Genomic DNA, 16,449 nt, shown 5'->3' on the forward strand with positions numbered 1-16,449 from the left:
TTGATTAAAGCAAACAATCAGTCGTTTTTCTATTTCAATTAATGGCAATTCTTCCATAAAACGTTTAAAATGAACGATGTAATAAGAGCTCAGTTAAGGAAAGTAAGGTTTCTTTTGCTGTGCCATCAGGCAATTGTTGAATATCAGTGATTGCTTTGTTGGTTACTTTTTTAGCAAAAGCTTGTGCTTCTGTAACGCCATGATAGTCGTTGACTAGCGCCGCAACTTCAGCTGCTTCTTCTAAGGTAATGGCGCGTCCTTTATCCAAATAAGGGCTGAATACGTCAGGTGCTGCTTGGTAAGCGAAGAGAAGGGGTAACGTATAAACACCTTGTGACAAGTCTTCTAAAGCGGGCTTTTTCAAGGTTTCCGTGTCAGCAGTATAATCTAAAATATCGTCATAGACTTGAAAAGCAATGCCAATATGACGGCCAATTCGTTTAGCTAAACGTTGGACTTCTTTTGAACTATGACCGAAATAGGCCCCTTCAAGACAGCTTAGTGAAAAAAGTTCGGCTGTTTTGCCGTTGACACTTCTTAAATAAGCAGGAATCGACATGCGGCGGTCAAATCGATGACTCATTTGATCGAGTTCACCAAGTAATAACCGTTTCATTCCTTGTGCATTGATTTTCATAAATTCAGAGCCATTCATGGCATCTGCAATCAAAGTAAAGAATTCAGTGAATAGTAAATCACCTGTGTAAACAGCCACGTCTTTACCATATTGTGATTGAATAGTCACAGCGCCTCGGCGCAATGGAGAATCGTCAATAATGTCATCGTGAATCAACGTAGCCATATGTAGGATTTCCAAAGATGCAGCTATTTTTAATAATTGTTGTTTCTCTTGTTTTTCTTCATCACCCAGTTGAGCAAAAAGAAAGAAAAAAGCGGGGCGTAATAATTTGCCGCCAGAACGAGCCAAAGTTACTAAGGCTTCTTCAATGTCTTCGTTGCGTGTATGCAACGTTTGTTCAATTAATTCACATGTTTCCGTTAAAGAACGTTCAACGTCAGGAAACGACTTCCAAAATGTGTTCATAAATATACTACGATCCTTTCAGTGGTTCAATACTATTTGATTGTATACGAATTGGCGACAGAAATACAGTAATTAAGTTTTAAAAGTAACAAAGTTTGTAAAAAAGTAGCGGAGGGATAGTTTGAATCGAGAAATATTTTTTGAATTAGTAGAATTAAAAGCAAAAACAGCGAGTGTTTTGCCATTTTTGTTAGGAATTTGTTTTAGTTGGTACCAATATGGGCGGCTCCATGTCGGTTATGTTTTAATTTTTTTCATTGCGATGTTTATTTTTAATATGGCGGTCGATATTTTAGATAATTATAATGATTACCATCATGCCACAGAAGTTCATGATTATAAGGAAAAAACGAATATTATCGGTCGAGAAAATTTATCTTTGCCATTAATACGCAAAATGATTTTTTGGATGATTCTCGTTTCTGCTTTAATGGGGATTGGGTTGTCATTTATTGTCGGCTGGCCGTTATTAATTATGGGTCTGTATTGTTACTTAATTGGTATTTTTTATTCATCAGGACCGAAACCTTTGTCCAGTCTACCATTAGGGGAAGTTTTCTCAGGATTTACAATGGGGTTCATGATTACCCTTATTTGTGTCTACATTAATACGTTTGAAGTTTTCAATTGGTCAGCAGCTAATTTATGGGGGATTTTCTTAGTCGCTTTACCTAATACTTGTTACATTGCTAACTTAATGTTAGCAAATAATATCTGTGACTTAGAGGAAGATGAAAATAACAAGAGATATACATTAGTTCATTACCTTGGCAAAGCAAGTTCTTTGAAATTATTCGTCGGATTAAATACAATAGCAATGTTAGCCATTTTGTTAGCTGTCGGTTTAGGATTAACCCCGCCAACAATGTTACTCATGCTTTTAACTTTACCTTTTGTACGGAAACAAACCCAAGCCTTACTGAAGGAACAAGTGAAGAGTAAAACATTTGTTTGTGCTGTGAAGATCTTAGCTGTGGGAGCAACTGCACAAGTGCTATTTTTTGCCATAGGTTTGTGGTGGCTGTAAATTTTTTATAGAGTGGAAGGGAATCAAAATGAATAAGAAACATGTTGTTATTTTAGGTGCTGGTTACGCAGGCTTAAAAACATTACGCGAATTACAAAAAGGCGCCAAAGACGTCGAAATTACTTTAGTGGATCGTAATAACTATCACTACGAAGCAACGGACTTGCATGAAGTTGCTGCTGGAACACAACCAGCTGAAAAAATCACATACAATATTATGGATGTTGTCGATGAAAAAATGACAACCTTTATCCAAGGAACAGTTAAAACAATTGATGCTGCAACACAAACAGTTGCTTTAGAAGATGGCCAAACAATCAATTATGATTACTTAGTTGTTTCTCTTGGGTTTGAATCAGAATCATTTGGTATCCCTGGTGTGCAAGAACATGCTCTACAAATGGTAGATGTGAAAACGGCTTTAAACGTGTATGAACATATCCAAGAACAAATGCGTCAATACAAAGCAACTCAAAACGAAGAATTCTTAAAAATTGTTGTCTGCGGAGCAGGCTTTACAGGGATTGAATTATTAGGTTCTCTTGTTGAAAATAAACCAAAATTTGCTGAAATCGCAGGTGTCTCAGCAGATCAAATCCAAATTTATTGTGTCGAAGCAGTTACTCGCCTATTGCCGATGTTTAACGAAAAACTTGCGAACTATGGTGTGCAATTATTAAAAGATTCAGCTATTCATTTATTATTAGGTAAACCGATTAAAGAAATCAAACCAGGCGCAGTTGTTTATCAAGATAACGAAGCAGGCGACTTGGCAGAACTTTCTGCTAAAACAATTATTTGGACAACGGGTGTTAGTGGAAGCCACGTTGTAGGCGATTCTGGATTTGAAGCTCGTCGTGGTCGTGTCATGGTTCAACCAGATTTAACAGATGCGAACCATAGCAACGTCTATATTATTGGTGACTGCTCAGCAGTTATGGATACAGAAACTAATCGACCTTACCCAACGACAGCACAAATCGCCTTGAAGATGGGCGCTCATGCTGCTAAAAATATTCAAGCACAATTGAAAGGGGAAGCAACTAAACCTTTCAGCTTTAAATCACAAGGTTCTGTTTGTTCTGTCGGAAATACACGTGCTTTAGGAATTGTTGGTAAAACAGACATTAAAGGATACCCAGCTTCATTCATGAAAAAAATTATCATGAACAAAGCGCTCTTTGAAACAGGTGGTGCCAAAGAAATGATGGCTAAAGGTCGTTTCGACTTATACCATTAAGAATCAGCAAAATAAGAAATAATGAGGTCGGGACAGAACCGTTTAGCTCCGAGAAATAAGAAGAAATTTCCGAAAATTGCTCTTTAATTTTTGGAGAATTTCGGCTTATTTCCGAAGGAGTTGGTTCTGTTCCCGCCGTTTATCAGTTTTTGAGCGTGGAGCAAAAATCCAAAGTGATTTTTGTCCCACGCTCATTTTTCTTAAATGAAAGTTTTTAAAAAATTTCCATGATTTTTCAAGTAAAATGAGGTGGGCACTTTTGTTCGATTCCATTTTTATGTATAATGAGAAGTGATGGAAAGAGGGAAGTTAAATGGCACAAAAAAGAGCAACAAATAAGAAAAAAAGTACGACAAAGAAAAAGACCAAAAAACAACAGCAACAACAAGAACGTTTAAATTATATGTTTCTTGGCCTGATTTTTATTTTATTCGGTGTCTTTGGACTCTTTCGCTTAGGGTTTTTAGGCACGTTATTAGCGAATTGTTTACGCTTAGTTGTAGGTAATACCTTTCCATTTGCAGCGATTTTACTAATCCTGTATGGCTTATTAGTCATGATTTATGGGAAAGATTTTCCGTTAAAAAGAGGGCGCCCTATTTTTGGGGCTGTTCTGATTTATATTAGTGTTTTGTTATTTTTCCATGCCTTTATGTTTCGAAATGTTAGTGGCAGTCAACCTGATATTTTAGGTAACACTTGGGAATTTTTGCAAAGCGATTTAAAAGCCAACCAAGTGACGCAAAACGTAGGGGGCGGTATGATTGGCGCGCTGCTTTATCAAGGAACGTACTTTTTGGTGGCACAATTTGGCAGCTATTTAATTGCCACATTGCTACTGTTAGCGGGTATTTTCTTGATGAGTATGTGGGATTTTCAGCAAATTGTTGATCATTTCCAAAGTATTCAAGATCGCCTAAGTCATGTTTCGGCAAAATCACAGGCGCGACAAGAAGAAAAAGAGGCGAAGCGAGCAGCGAAGAAAGAAGCCAAAGCTGCAGAACGCCAAGCAAAAATTGAAGCCGCTGCCCAACAAAAATTACAAGAGCGGGAACGCATGGAACAAGCGGCAGCCGAGCGCTTAACAAAAACACCAGTTGAAACCCACCAACCAATGGTGGAAGAACCGACTGCACCAACGCCTGTTCAAATTGATTCGTTTCAACAGCAAAATCAGGCGATGCCTGTACCACCAATCGCAGCAACAAAACCGCAACGAGAGCAGGAAGAAGAGGCGGCAGATGAAGCTGGTGTTCTCGAATTTGAAATTTCTGAAGAAGCGGAAGATCGTGATTATCAACTACCACCAACTGATTTGTTAGATACAATTCAAGCAACGGATCAAAGTGGTGAATATGAAAAAATCGAAAAAAATATTGGCGTCTTAGAACAAACCTTCAAGAGTTTTGGTGTTGATGCTAAAGTAGTCAAAGCTAGTTTAGGACCATCTGTCACAAAATTTGAAGTTCAACCCGCTGTTGGGGTAAAAGTTAGCAAAATTGTTAACTTGACGGATGACATTGCTTTAGCGCTTGCGGCCAAAGATGTTCGTATGGAGGCCCCAATCCCTGGCAAATCACTAATCGGGATTGAAGTTCCTAATAGTGCAATTAGTACAGTATCCTTTAGAGATATTGTTGAGGCACAACCAAGTCATCCAGATAAACTATTAGAAGTACCTTTAGGTCGAGATATTTCAGGGATGGTTCAAACTGCGGATCTATCAAAAATGCCGCATTTATTAATTGCGGGATCGACAGGGAGTGGGAAATCGGTTGCTATCAATGGCATCATCACAGGTATTTTGATGCAAGCGAAACCCCATGAAGTAAAATTAATGATGATTGACCCGAAAATGGTAGAATTGAATGTGTATAACGGGATTCCTCATTTATTAACGCCAGTGGTTACTAATCCGAGAAAAGCGGCACAAGCCCTGCAAAAAGTAGTTCAAGAAATGGAATTTCGTTATGAAAAATTTGCAGCAACAGGCGTCCGAAATATCACTGGTTACAATCAACTAATTCAACAGAAAAATGCGGAAGATGGCGAAAATCGTCCGATTCTGCCATTTATTGTTGTCATTGTTGATGAGTTAGCTGATTTAATGATGGTGGCAAGTAACGAAGTAGAAGATGCGATTATCCGCTTAGCCCAAATGGCACGGGCAGCGGGCATTCATATGATTTTAGCGACACAACGGCCAAGTGTGGATGTCATTACAGGAATCATCAAAGCAAATGTCCCTTCTCGAATGGCTTTTGCGGTCTCAAGTGGGACAGACTCGCGTACCATTATTGATACCAACGGGGCGGAGAAACTATTAGGTCGAGGCGATATGCTCTTCTTACCAATGGGAGAAAATAAACCAATTCGTATCCAAGGGGCCTTTATCTCTGATCAAGAAGTCGAACGAGTGGTTGCGTTTGTAACGGACCAACAAGAAGCTGAATATCAAGAAAGCATGATGCCAACAGATGAACCGACCACTTCAGGCGGTGGCGAAGCTCCTCAAGATGAGTTGTTTGAAGAAGCGAAAAACTTGGTGGTTGAAATGCAAACAGCTAGTATTTCATTGCTACAAAGACGTTTTAGAATTGGCTATAATCGTGCGGCTCGCTTAGTAGATGAATTGGAAGCACACGGAGTTATTGGACCATCAGAAGGTAGCAAACCAAGAAAAGTCTTTCTACAAGCGGAATCAGAAGAGGCAGCACCTGAAACACCAGAACAATAAACAAAAAGAACAAAAATAGATAAATTTATCTATTTTTGTTCTTTTTTTATAATTTCAGCAAAGCATCATGTTATAATCATCATTTTCTGGTAAAATAGAAAGGAATAGTGCGGTTGGGAGGGAGCGTATCATGAGAAGAAAGAGCGTGCTTTATTTAGAAGTAGCAGATCAGATTAAAGAAGATATTTTGAGTGGCAAGTATCCAGTAGGAACGTTTTTACCAACAGAAACAGAATTGGAAGAGATGTTTAACGTTAGTAAAATTACGATTCGGCGGGCAATCGAAATGTTAGCAACAGAAGAATTTGTTGAGAAAAAAAGTGGCCGAGGCACAACTGTGTTAAGCAATCGTCCCTATAATAAACTATCAAAAGCAGGGACATTCACTGAATTTTTGAATGAATCAGGTCAGAAAGTCACTAAAAAAGTTTTACAAGTTGAAAACTTGACGTTGTCAAAAGAGATGCCGGCTTATCAATTTTTAGGAGAAGAAGTGGTTCACCTTTCACGGTTATATCTAATCGATGAACAACCCTATATTTATTTTAATTACTATTTGCCAGCTGCCATGAAAGACGTATCATTGACTGAATACAAAGAAGAATCCTTGTATCGTTTGATGGATCGACATGCCATTGAAATTTATAAATTTGAAGACCGTTTTGAAGTTGCAACTTTGACAGAAGCAGAGCAAAAAATGTTGCAAACAACTGAAACAACGGGCTTAAAAAGAATTCGGCGTTCGTTAAGCCCAACAGGTCGTTGCGTAGAATATTCAGAAGCTATTTATAATACGAAGATTCATCCTTATGTGATTGAATATGAAGCATAACTTTTAAAAGAATAACAGTGCACTTACAGTAATGTAAGTTCATTGTTATTCTTTTCTATTGTCGTTTTTTTTCGTTTTCGATACACTAAATGAGTGAGAAGAATAGGAGTGGAAAATATGTTAGAAGTACAAAATTTGAAAAAAGTTTACGGAAACGAAATTAAATATGAAGCTTTAAAAGGGATTAATTTAACTGTCCAAGATGGTGAATTTATTGGTATTATGGGACCTTCTGGAAGTGGGAAAAGTACACTTTTAAATTTGTTGGCAACAATCGATAGTCCAACAGACGGTGAAATACTTTTAAATGGAAAAAATCCAAACAATTTGAATCAAGAACAAATTGCTAAATTCCGTCGTACAGAATTAGGATTTGTTTTTCAAAGCTTTAATTTAATGCCAACATTAACTGTTGAAGAAAATATTATTTTACCATTGACGCTTGATGGAGAAAAAGTCTCTGTAATGAAACGACAATTAGCAGAATTAAGTGAGCGTTTAGGTATCAATCATCTGTTGAAAAAACGAATTGCAGAAATTTCTGGTGGACAAGCACAGCGTGTCGCCGTTGCGCGGGCAATGATTCATCATCCGCAATTATTATTGGCTGATGAACCAACAGGAAACTTAGATACGAAATCATCTAAGGATGTGATGGGCTTGTTACAACAATTAAACGAAGAAGAAGCGGCGACTATTTTAATGGTGACCCATGATCCGCTAGCCGCAAGTTATTGCAAGCGCATTGTCTTTATTAAAGATGGTGAATTAATTGATGAAATTATCCAAAACGGCAACCAAAAAGAATTCTACGATTTAATCATGGTGAAACTGGCTGAGATTGAAGGTGTCGATAATGAATTTTAATCAGTTTGTTATAAGAAACACGATTCGAAATAAGCATTTATACTTGGCTTATTTCCTAAGTACAATGTTTTCTGTGATGATCTTTTTTACGTTCACTGGTTTTGTCTTTCACCCAGCCTTAGCTAATGGTTTAAATCCTAAAGCACAAATGGGAATGACGGCTGCGGCAATTATAATCTATGGTTTTTCTTTCTTATTCGTTTTATACTCGATGGATGTCTTTATCCAATCTCGGAAAAAAGAGTTTGGAACCTTGATGATTCAAGGGATGAGTCCAAAACAGTTAAAGAAAATGATTTTTATTGAAAACTTAGTGATTGGTTTCTTTGCTACAATTTTTGGTAGCATTTTAGGTGTTGGATTTTCACAGTTTATTTTATGGATTAGCAATTTATTAATGCATCTAGGTTTAGGTTTTTATTTGCCAGTGATGCCGTTTATCATTACTGTCATTTCATTTGCGGTCTTGTTCTTAGTAATTTCTTTCTTTATTCAATTCCGCTTGCCAAAAGCGACACTTCAAGAGCTATTAAAAGCAGGAGAAATGGGTAAAGGTGAAATCAAAAGCTCTAAAGTTAAATCTTTCTTAGCCGTGTTGCTTTTAGTTGTCGGTTACGGAATTGCTTTAGTTGCTAAGGGACAGTTAGTTTTAATGGTGATGTTCCCAGTAATTTTCTTAGTTATTTTAGGGACAAAATTCTTATTTGACCAATTGAGTGTTTCTGTCATTGAACGTTTAAAACGGAAACCAAAAATCTTTTGGAAAAAAACCAATATGGTCGTTTTATCAGATTTAGCATTCCGCATGAAAGATAATGCACGTTCGTTCTTTTTGGTTTCGGTGATATCAACGGTTGCTTTTGCTGCCATTGGAACGTTATACGGCGTGAACGAGATGATTTTTAAAGGAATAAGTTCTGTACCGTACGAACTGACATTGTCTGATTCGACCAACCCAGAAAATCAAGAAATGAAACAATTTGCGACAAAAACATTCCAAGAAAAAAATATTCAGTTTGATGAAGTGGAGTATCCACAATTTACAACAAATGAAGGTATCCGCTTAATTCAAGCATCAGAATATAATAAGTTAGCAAAAATGATTGACGAACCAACGATTGATGGGAATAGCGTAGTTAATTTAAAACAAGAAAATGTTCCTTCAGATATGTTTGTGGACGTAAAAACAGTTAGTTTAGCTAACAATCAAACTTTAAAAGTCGATAAAATCTCTAAAACCAATGTTTTGCCAACAGCTGGAGGGATTTTAGTTGTTCCTGATACAACACCGTTAGACGGAGTTAAAAGTGAAATAAATACCATTTGGCAGCCCAAAGCAGGAACTGATCGTGAAGAATTGATAAAAGCAGAAAATATTATTGGTGACAAGTATCCCATGTTACTAGGAACAGCTGCAATGTCGGCAGCCATTACGCAATTTTATACGCCAGTTCTATTTGTCGGACTATTTATCGGTATCGTGTTCTTTGTTTCGGCGGGTAGTTTCTTATACTTCCGTTTATACAGTGATATGAATACGGACGTTGAAAAATTCAAGATGATTTACAAACTTGGTTTGACGAAAAAAGAATTGAAGAAAATGATTTACCAACAAGTAGGTATTTTATTCTTTACACCGATTGTTGTTTCATTTATTCATGGAGCTGTTGCTTTGAAAGCAATGTATGCCGTGTTAGATCAACCAATGCAATTAGCTGGCTGGGAAGTTTTAGGCGTTTTCTTATTGATTCAGGTCGTTTACTATTTAATTGCTAGAACGTTCTACTTCAAAAAAGTTTATCACTTAGTGAAAGATTAATTATAAAAAATCGTTAAGCATGCACGCTTAACGATTTTTTTTGATGTTCTTCGTGATATTGCATTCAAAGTGAGAATACGTTATAGTTATGAAGCGAATGTAATAGCAGAAATGAGGAAAAGAAATGCAGAAAGAATCCATTTATGGACTGACGAGAGAACAGCTTGTGGACTGGTTTTTAGCCCATGGCGAGAAGAAATTTCGCGCAACACAAGTGTGGGAATGGTTGTATACAAAACGTGTTGCTTCATTTAGTGAAATGTCGAACATTTCTAAATCGTTGATGACTTTATTAGAAGAAAATTTTTCATTAAATCCATTAAAACAAGTCATTGTGCAAGAAGCGCAAGATGGTACCGTGAAATATTTATTTGAATTACCAGATAAAAATATGATTGAAACAGTCTTAATGCGTCAAGAATATGGATTATCTGTTTGTGTGACCACTCAAGTTGGTTGCAATATTGGGTGTACATTTTGTGCTAGTGGGCTATTAAAAAAACAAAGAGATTTAACTGCTGGCGAGATTGTTGCCCAAATTATGTGGGTGCAACATTATTTCGATGAACGTGGGTTGGATGAACGTGTTAGCCATGTCGTTGTGATGGGAATTGGTGAACCATTTGATAATTACGCCAATGTCATGAACTTTTTACGAACGATTAATGATGATAAAGGCTTGGCTATTGGTGCCCGTCATATTACAGTTTCAACAAGTGGTTTAGTGCCAAAAATTCGTGAATTTGCAGACAGTGGACTACAAGTAAACTTAGCAATCTCATTACATGCTCCTAACAACGAAGTCCGTACATCAATTATGCGGATTAATCGTAGTTTTCCAATTGAAAAATTAATGGCAGCAATTGATGAATACATTGAAAAAACCAACCGACGTGTTACATTTGAATATATTATGTTGAGTCAAGTGAACGACCGACCAGAACATGCTCAACAATTAGCAGATTTACTACGGAATAAGAAAAAACTTTCTTATGTTAATCTGATTCCGTATAACCCAGTGAGTGAACACGATCAATATAGCAGAAGCTCTAAAGAAGCGGTTTTAAAATTTTATGATGTACTCAAAAAGAATGGCATCAATTGTGTTATTCGTAAAGAACACGGAACAGATATTGATGCGGCTTGCGGACAATTACGCAGTAAACAAATGAAAAAAGAAAAAGTCAAAAACCAATAACATAGTTAAAATCGGATCAGAAAGGTTTCTTTTTGATTCGATTTTTCGTTTATTTAATAAAAAATCGTCGGTTTTTCAATTCTTGTTTATAAACAAAAGATGAATGCTCTAAAACTTTTATGACAAATTTTCTTTTTGTGGTTTTCAAACTTGAAATTCTAAAAGAAATAGCTATACTGAAAAGAGATCGTCACAGAATTTTTCATGAAAACAGCTATTATTTTCGTTATCTTTTCAAGAAAGTGAAATTTTGTTACGCTTGTTTAGTTTAAATGAAATGAGGGAGTCTATGGAGAAAAAGCAATTAAAAAGAGAGATAACAACGTTTGGTGCGTTATCCACGGTAATGGGTACGGTGATTGGCGCTGGTGTTTTCTTTAAAGCTGCGAGTGTCGTTGGACACGCACAGTCAGCTAGTTTAGCTATCTTTGCTTGGGTGTTAGGTGGTGCCTTAACCATTTGTGCAGGATTAACCAGCGCCGAACTTGCTACAGCAATCCCTGAAACAGGTGGCGCAGTGAAGTATATTGAATATACATATGGTAAATTAGCTGGTTTTCTTTTAGGGTGGGCACAAAGTATCATTTATTATCCTGCCAACATTTCGGCGTTATCCATTATTTTTAGTACACAACTAATCAATTTGTTTCATTTATCGGCAAATTTATTGATTCCAATTGCCATTCTTGCGGGAACCAGTATCACGATAATTAATTTATTAGGAACAAAAATTGCTTCTTTGGTCCAATCAACAACATTGGTGGTAAAACTGATTCCAATTGCCTTGATTTCTTTAGTAGGATTATTTACTCCAGGACAGGTAGCTGTTTCACTTTTTCCTGTTGAAACAACAGCGAATACTGGCTTTTTAGTTGCTTTTAGTGGCGCCTTAGTCGCCACCATGTTTGCTTATGATGGCTGGCTAGGTGTGGGTAACGTGGCTGGTGAAATGAAGCGACCAGAAAGAGACTTGCCTAAAGCCATTATTTTTGGTTTGTTATTGATTACTTTAATTTATGCTTTAATTAATTTTGTATTTCTAAAAACATTACCAATTGAGCAAATCGCTGGGAATTTGAATGCAGCTTCGGATGCTTCTGTGGCTATTTTTGGACCAATTGGCGGCAAAATCGTAACTATTGGGATTTTAATCTCTGTATATGGTGCGTTAAACGGCTACACAATGACAGGGATTGGGATTCCTTATGCCTTAGCCTTAGATAATCTGATGCCTTTTAGTCGTCAGTTTCAAAAGTTGTCTAAACGCTTTGTTGTTCCTTACGTTGCTGGAATTTTCCAGTTAGCTGTAGCCATTATCATGATGTTTTTCGGGACCTTCGATTTATTGACGGATATGTTAGTTTTTGTTATGTGGCTGTTTAATCTATTAATTTTCTTAGCCGTTTTTATTTTAAGAAAACGAGAACCTGAATTAAAACGACCGTATAAAGTTCCTGGCTATCCAATTATTCCAATTATCGCAAGTCTAGGTGGTATCTTCATCTTGGTTACAACGAGTATTACACAGCCTATTCTAGCATTGATTGGTATAGGAATTACGCTTCTAGGAATTCCAGTTTATTTAGTTAATAAACAAAAAACGAAGCCAAAAACGTAAACAATCCAATCGGATTATCATAGTTTTTCTCAAAAATTTTGTGATTCAGAGAAATTTTTGAAAACTAAACGCAAGATTTTTTTAGTATAATACTAAGTGTCTAGGAGTTCCACTATTTTGGGGAAGATAGATGGACAGCGCAAACTTCAAAAAAAGAACCTTCATCTTACTGGTGAAGGTTCTTTTTTTTGCTGAAATCATAAAATAAATGCGTAGTTTATTAGTGAGAGGAGGAAATGAATGACTGAAAATGTAAAAAAATTAGCTCATCAATTAATTGAATGGGGCGTCCTTCATGGGGCGCAAGACGTTTATTTTTTACCCAATGATACTGAAATAGCCATCTCTTTTCGGACAGGGATGCAACGGACACCTTACACACAAGTTTCCGCAGAAATAGGCGAAAAGTTAATTTTCCACTTTAAATTTATCGGTGGTATGGATGTCGGAGAAAGACGAAAAGCGCAATTAGGCGCGACAACTTATCTAATTGGCGAGACGAAGCAACGCTTGCGTTTATCATCTGTGGGAGATTTTCAGAATCGAGAGAGCTTGGTAATTCGTTTTTTGCACCGATTTGGTGAACAAGCTGAACATTTTTTCTTTCCCCACCAGCTAAATGAAATTGAAGCATCTTGTCAGAAACGAGGACTTTATTTATTCAGTGGGCCAGTTGGTTCTGGGAAAACAACAACCATGTATCGTGTGGCTAAACAAAGAAGTGGCGAACAACAAGTGATAGCGATTGAGGATCCTGTTGAAATTGAGGAAAAGCAGTTTTTACAGTTGCAAACAAATGAAAAAATTCAGTTAACGTACGAAGCCTTAATCAAAGTTTGCTTGCGCCATCATCCTGATATTTTGATTATTGGTGAAATTCGTGATGGCGAGACGGCTCAAGCAGTTATTCGAGCCGCCTTAACGGGTCATACTATTTTTGCGACAATTCACGCCCGTAACTTATTGGGGGTGCAACGGCGTTTGATAGAATTAGGTGGCCCAGAGCATGAATTGGCTGAATGCTTGCAAGGTATCATTTATCAACAGATTTTGACAACCACGATTAATAAGGAACAAGTAGCGGGAATTCTTTATGATTATTTCTTCTTTAAGGAAGCTGTTATAAAGAGTAGTTGGCAAAAGAATCTAAGAAAGGCATGGGCGTATGGGTTTATTACAGAAAAAACGTATTTTCAAGCCATCGAATAAATTAACGAAAAAACAACAGCAGCTTTTTCTGAAACTATTAGCGGATTTGCTTGCAAATGGTTTTAATATACAAGAAAGTTTTTCCTTCATGAAAAAATCAAACACCTTACCTCAGCGCAGTATAACTTTTTTAGTTGAAGGCTTTTCCTCAGGCATTGCCTTACAAGCTTTAGTCGAAGAATTAGGATTTTCAACAATGGTCTCGGCACAATTGTCGTTTGCTACTGCACACGGGGATTTGGTAGGGACACTACAAGCGATTTCCGAACATTTTTTTCAAACGGAAAAATATCGGCAACAGTTCTATAAAATAATTAGTTATCCGCTGCTCCTGATTGCTTTTTTGATTCTCGTCATTGTTGGTATTCGGCAATTTTTATTGCCCCAATTAATGGAAAATGATGCCAATAGTTATTCTAAAAATATTGGGATTCTTCTGATTGTTTACAGTCCATACATTCTGGTTACCTTAGTTTTTGTCCTCTCATTTAGTTTCTTCATTTTAAACCGTTATTTGAAGCATCAGTCTGCTATTCAGCGGGCCTTCGTATATCTGAAACTGCCAATTATCCGTGGCCTTTATCGGGAATACGTCAGTGCTTTTTTTGCACTAGAATGGGGGAAGTTGCTTGCACAAGGATTAGAAATGAAAGAGGTCATCGATTTGATGCGCCATACAACCAATTACCCCTTAATGAAAGAATTAGCTGGAGCAATTAGTGAAGGACTGCTAGTTGGTGAAACCTTACATAGACAATTAGCTGCTTATCCTTTTTTTACAAAAGCATTGGGTTTAATGATTCAACAAGGAGAAGTAAAAGGAAAATTAGGCAAGGAGTTGATGGTTTATAGTAATGTCTGTTTCCAAGGTTTTTTCAAAAAAATTGAACGAGTCATTACTCTCGTTCAACCACTTATTTTTATCATAATTGCTTGTTTAATTATCGGTGTTTATGGGGCAATGTTGCTGCCTATTTATGGCAATATGGAAGGAGTTTTATAATGAAAAAGAAACAAAAATACGCGGGGTTTACATTATTAGAAATGTTGATTGTCTTATTGATTATTTCCGTATTGATTTTACTTTTTGTCCCTAACTTAGCGAAACATAAAGAAACAGTTGACAAAAAAGGCAATGAAGCAATCGTAAAAATTGTAGAATCACAAATCGAGCTCTACACACTAGAAAAAAATAAGACGCCTTCCTTAAATGAATTAGTCAACGAAGGCTACATTACTAAAGAGCAGTTAGATAAATATACAGCAGAAAAGCAATGAACAAGTCAGCAGGATTCACATTAATGGAAACACTTGCTAGTTTAACGATTGTTTGCTTTATGACTATGCTCCCAACACTCGCTATTCACCGCTGGCAAGAAACATTAAAAATTGAACAGTTTCTTGCTACGGTAGAAAAACAACTTCGTTTTGCGCAACAGCAAGCAATTGTTTTAGAGGAAACACAAGAAGTTTGGTTTTTTGAAGAACAACAAAGCTTTTCATTTCCTGATAAATTGAACCAACCAGCTCGAAGGACTTCGCTAGCTGTACCTGAAAAAATGACAGTGAGTGGCCCAAGTAAACTCAGTTTTCTTCATTCGTCAGGGAACAATGGCCGTTTAGTGAAATATATTTTTACTTGGACTGAAAAGAAACAGCAACTTATTTTACAATTTCAGATGGGGAGTGGCAAATATACGAAGAAAATTAACTATTTATAGCGGTTTTATTTTATTAGAGAGTCTCGTTAGTTTTAGTATTGTATGTGTGGTAGCAGGGATATTCTCCCTGACTATTACACAATTAATTCAGCAAAATTATCAACGGGAGCAAGAATTAACGCGCACTCGTCTAGGATACGAAGCAATTTTATTTTTAGAGCAGACGGGTGATTTACGTTTCAAAGAGCGGATATATCAAGGAGAAACTTACCGATTTTCTTTGATGGAGAACGAGGGAAGAAGGATACTAAAAGTCACAGATTCAAGAGGAGCGATTTTGATTGGTCAATAAAAAATATGCGGGTTTTACAATGTTAGAGTGTTTAGTGGCACTAGTCGTTTTAAGTTGTATGTGTCAATTGTTTCAGTTGATGATTCAACAAAGTTTTATCGGAAATCAATATTTGAAAAACAATGATTCGAAATCCTGGCATATTTTTTTAATTCAATTAGAAAAAGAATGTCAAAAGCTCGTTTTCCAAACAGGCTCTGCTCAAGAGATTTCTTTCCTCGACTCAGAAACAAACAAGACTATTTCAATTCAAATCAAAGAAGATAAAATTATTAAGCGAGTCAATGGTAAAGGCTATCAACCGCTGTTAATTGGTATCAAAAATGGACAGTTTAAAAATGAAGGACAATCGTTTACTTTGGAAGTTACTTTTACTTCTGGAAAAACATTTGATAGTTTTTTTCCGATAAAGGGAGAATTTTAATGAGGCAAAAATATTCAGGAAACTTATTGTTCACGGCCATGGCCTTTGTTTATTTGATGAGTTTTCTCGCCCTTCAGTTACTAGAAGAACGTCAGTTAACACAAAAATTTACGCAAGCTACCCAGGAATACTATGCAGGGAAAAGTATCCTTCATTTATTTCTTGCAGATGTTAAACAAAATAGACGAAAGTTAAAAACAGAAGAAAAGCTCATGTACGAGCAAGTAACCCTCGATTATACATATAAAAATGAACAATTAAGAATAACTGTTTTATTAAACAAATCTGGTCGAAAATACCAATATCAAGAGAGAGTTTCTCATCAAAAAAAAGCGGAAACAATGCTGGAATAGCGTTGTTTTTCTACAAATTATTAGATTTTAGAAGAAAGACAGTAAAGGCATTGATTATTCTTTCTTT

General features: G+C 36.5%; 16 protein-coding genes. 15 read left to right on the forward strand and 1 reads right to left on the reverse strand.

Going from position 1 to position 16,449, the window contains the following annotated elements:
- Positions 1-64: 64 nt before the first annotated feature.
- On the reverse strand, positions 65-1,045 hold the full coding sequence (locus IGK86_RS05725; RefSeq protein ID WP_002360015.1) for a polyprenyl synthetase family protein: 981 nt from the start codon (positions 1,043-1,045) through the stop codon (positions 65-67).
- Positions 1,046-1,166: 121 nt separating this feature from the next.
- Here IGK86_RS05725 and IGK86_RS05730 point away from each other — a divergent pair, with 121 nt between their 5' ends.
- From IGK86_RS05730 to comGG, 15 genes are all read left to right on the forward strand, one after another.
- Positions 1,167-2,072 (forward strand): prenyltransferase, encoded by a 906-nt coding sequence (locus IGK86_RS05730; RefSeq protein ID WP_002360016.1) that lies wholly within the window; start codon positions 1,167-1,169, stop codon positions 2,070-2,072.
- Positions 2,073-2,100: 28 nt separating this feature from the next.
- Complete coding sequence (locus IGK86_RS05735) at positions 2,101-3,312, forward strand: NAD(P)/FAD-dependent oxidoreductase (protein WP_016617571.1); 1,212 nt, start codon at positions 2,101-2,103, stop codon at positions 3,310-3,312.
- Between the two features lie 313 nt (positions 3,313-3,625).
- Positions 3,626-6,049, forward strand: coding sequence for a DNA translocase FtsK (locus IGK86_RS05740; RefSeq protein ID WP_010823794.1), 2,424 nt, complete (start codon positions 3,626-3,628; stop codon positions 6,047-6,049).
- Between the two features lie 130 nt (positions 6,050-6,179).
- Complete coding sequence (locus IGK86_RS05745; RefSeq protein WP_002356983.1) at positions 6,180-6,881, forward strand: GntR family transcriptional regulator; 702 nt, start codon at positions 6,180-6,182, stop codon at positions 6,879-6,881.
- A 117-nt stretch (positions 6,882-6,998) separates the two neighbouring features.
- Positions 6,999-7,748: an ABC transporter ATP-binding protein gene (locus IGK86_RS05750; RefSeq protein ID WP_002384339.1), complete on the forward strand. Its 750-nt coding sequence runs from the start codon at positions 6,999-7,001 to the stop codon at positions 7,746-7,748.
- On the forward strand, positions 7,738-9,567 hold the full coding sequence (locus IGK86_RS05755) for an ABC transporter permease (protein WP_010713274.1): 1,830 nt from the start codon (positions 7,738-7,740) through the stop codon (positions 9,565-9,567). The genes IGK86_RS05750 and IGK86_RS05755 overlap by 11 nt, the downstream gene beginning before the upstream one ends.
- Positions 9,568-9,691: 124 nt before the next feature.
- Positions 9,692-10,765: a 23S rRNA (adenine(2503)-C(2))-methyltransferase RlmN gene (rlmN, locus tag IGK86_RS05760; RefSeq protein WP_002356987.1), complete on the forward strand. Its 1,074-nt coding sequence runs from the start codon at positions 9,692-9,694 to the stop codon at positions 10,763-10,765.
- 289 nt (positions 10,766-11,054) lie between these two features.
- Positions 11,055-12,383, forward strand: coding sequence for an APC family permease (locus tag IGK86_RS05765; protein WP_438742149.1), 1,329 nt, complete (start codon positions 11,055-11,057; stop codon positions 12,381-12,383).
- A gap of 240 nt (positions 12,384-12,623) precedes the next feature.
- On the forward strand, positions 12,624-13,592 hold the full coding sequence (comGA, locus tag IGK86_RS05770; RefSeq protein WP_002374519.1) for a competence type IV pilus ATPase ComGA: 969 nt from the start codon (positions 12,624-12,626) through the stop codon (positions 13,590-13,592).
- Positions 13,549-14,595 carry a competence type IV pilus assembly protein ComGB gene (gene comGB / locus IGK86_RS05775; protein ID WP_002401325.1) on the forward strand — a complete coding sequence of 349 codons (1,047 nt, stop codon included), beginning with the start codon at positions 13,549-13,551 and terminating at the stop codon, positions 14,593-14,595. The genes comGA and comGB overlap by 44 nt, the downstream gene beginning before the upstream one ends.
- Positions 14,595-14,870: a competence type IV pilus major pilin ComGC gene (gene comGC, locus IGK86_RS05780; RefSeq protein WP_002356991.1), complete on the forward strand. Its 276-nt coding sequence runs from the start codon at positions 14,595-14,597 to the stop codon at positions 14,868-14,870. Before comGB ends, comGC begins: the two co-directional genes overlap by 1 nt.
- Entirely contained in the window at positions 14,867-15,313 is a 447-nt protein-coding gene (comGD, locus tag IGK86_RS05785; RefSeq protein WP_016626571.1) for a competence type IV pilus minor pilin ComGD, read from the forward strand. Before comGC ends, comGD begins: the two co-directional genes overlap by 4 nt.
- Positions 15,279-15,605, forward strand: a complete 327-nt coding sequence (locus IGK86_RS05790) for a type II secretion system protein (protein ID WP_010775953.1) — start codon at positions 15,279-15,281, stop codon at positions 15,603-15,605. The genes comGD and IGK86_RS05790 overlap by 35 nt, the downstream gene beginning before the upstream one ends.
- On the forward strand, positions 15,595-16,029 hold the full coding sequence (gene comGF / locus IGK86_RS05795; RefSeq protein ID WP_002357060.1) for a competence type IV pilus minor pilin ComGF: 435 nt from the start codon (positions 15,595-15,597) through the stop codon (positions 16,027-16,029). The genes IGK86_RS05790 and comGF overlap by 11 nt, the downstream gene beginning before the upstream one ends.
- Positions 16,029-16,382, forward strand: coding sequence for a competence type IV pilus minor pilin ComGG (comGG, locus tag IGK86_RS05800; RefSeq protein ID WP_002362054.1), 354 nt, complete (start codon positions 16,029-16,031; stop codon positions 16,380-16,382). The genes comGF and comGG overlap by 1 nt, the downstream gene beginning before the upstream one ends.
- The last annotated feature ends 67 nt before the right edge of the window (positions 16,383-16,449 follow it).

Origin of the sequence: Enterococcus sp. DIV1206 (assembly GCF_051712485.1) — a bacterium.
Lineage (GTDB): Bacteria > Bacillota > Bacilli > Lactobacillales > Enterococcaceae > Enterococcus > Enterococcus faecalis.

What these genes read in the sequence shown, in the direction of transcription:
- IGK86_RS05750 (WP_002384339.1), top strand. Translation starts at nt 6,999, where the DNA reads ATGTTAGAAGTACAAAATTTGAAAAAAGTTTACGGAAACGAAATTAAA.
- comGB (WP_002401325.1), top strand. Translation starts at nt 13,549, where the DNA reads ATGGGTTTATTACAGAAAAAACGTATTTTCAAGCCATCGAATAAATTA.
- IGK86_RS05755 (WP_010713274.1), top strand. Translation starts at nt 7,738, where the DNA reads ATGAATTTTAATCAGTTTGTTATAAGAAACACGATTCGAAATAAGCAT.
- IGK86_RS05740 (WP_010823794.1), top strand. Translation starts at nt 3,626, where the DNA reads ATGGCACAAAAAAGAGCAACAAATAAGAAAAAAAGTACGACAAAGAAA.
- IGK86_RS05765 (WP_438742149.1), top strand. Translation starts at nt 11,055, where the DNA reads ATGGAGAAAAAGCAATTAAAAAGAGAGATAACAACGTTTGGTGCGTTA.
- rlmN (WP_002356987.1), top strand. Translation starts at nt 9,692, where the DNA reads ATGCAGAAAGAATCCATTTATGGACTGACGAGAGAACAGCTTGTGGAC.
- IGK86_RS05735 (WP_016617571.1), top strand. Translation starts at nt 2,101, where the DNA reads ATGAATAAGAAACATGTTGTTATTTTAGGTGCTGGTTACGCAGGCTTA.
- IGK86_RS05745 (WP_002356983.1), top strand. Translation starts at nt 6,180, where the DNA reads ATGAGAAGAAAGAGCGTGCTTTATTTAGAAGTAGCAGATCAGATTAAA.
- comGD (WP_016626571.1), top strand. Translation starts at nt 14,867, where the DNA reads ATGAACAAGTCAGCAGGATTCACATTAATGGAAACACTTGCTAGTTTA.
- comGG (WP_002362054.1), top strand. Translation starts at nt 16,029, where the DNA reads ATGAGGCAAAAATATTCAGGAAACTTATTGTTCACGGCCATGGCCTTT.
- IGK86_RS05725 (WP_002360015.1), bottom strand. Translation starts at nt 1,045, where the DNA reads ATGAACACATTTTGGAAGTCGTTTCCTGACGTTGAACGTTCTTTAACG.
- comGC (WP_002356991.1), top strand. Translation starts at nt 14,595, where the DNA reads ATGAAAAAGAAACAAAAATACGCGGGGTTTACATTATTAGAAATGTTG.
- comGA (WP_002374519.1), top strand. Translation starts at nt 12,624, where the DNA reads ATGACTGAAAATGTAAAAAAATTAGCTCATCAATTAATTGAATGGGGC.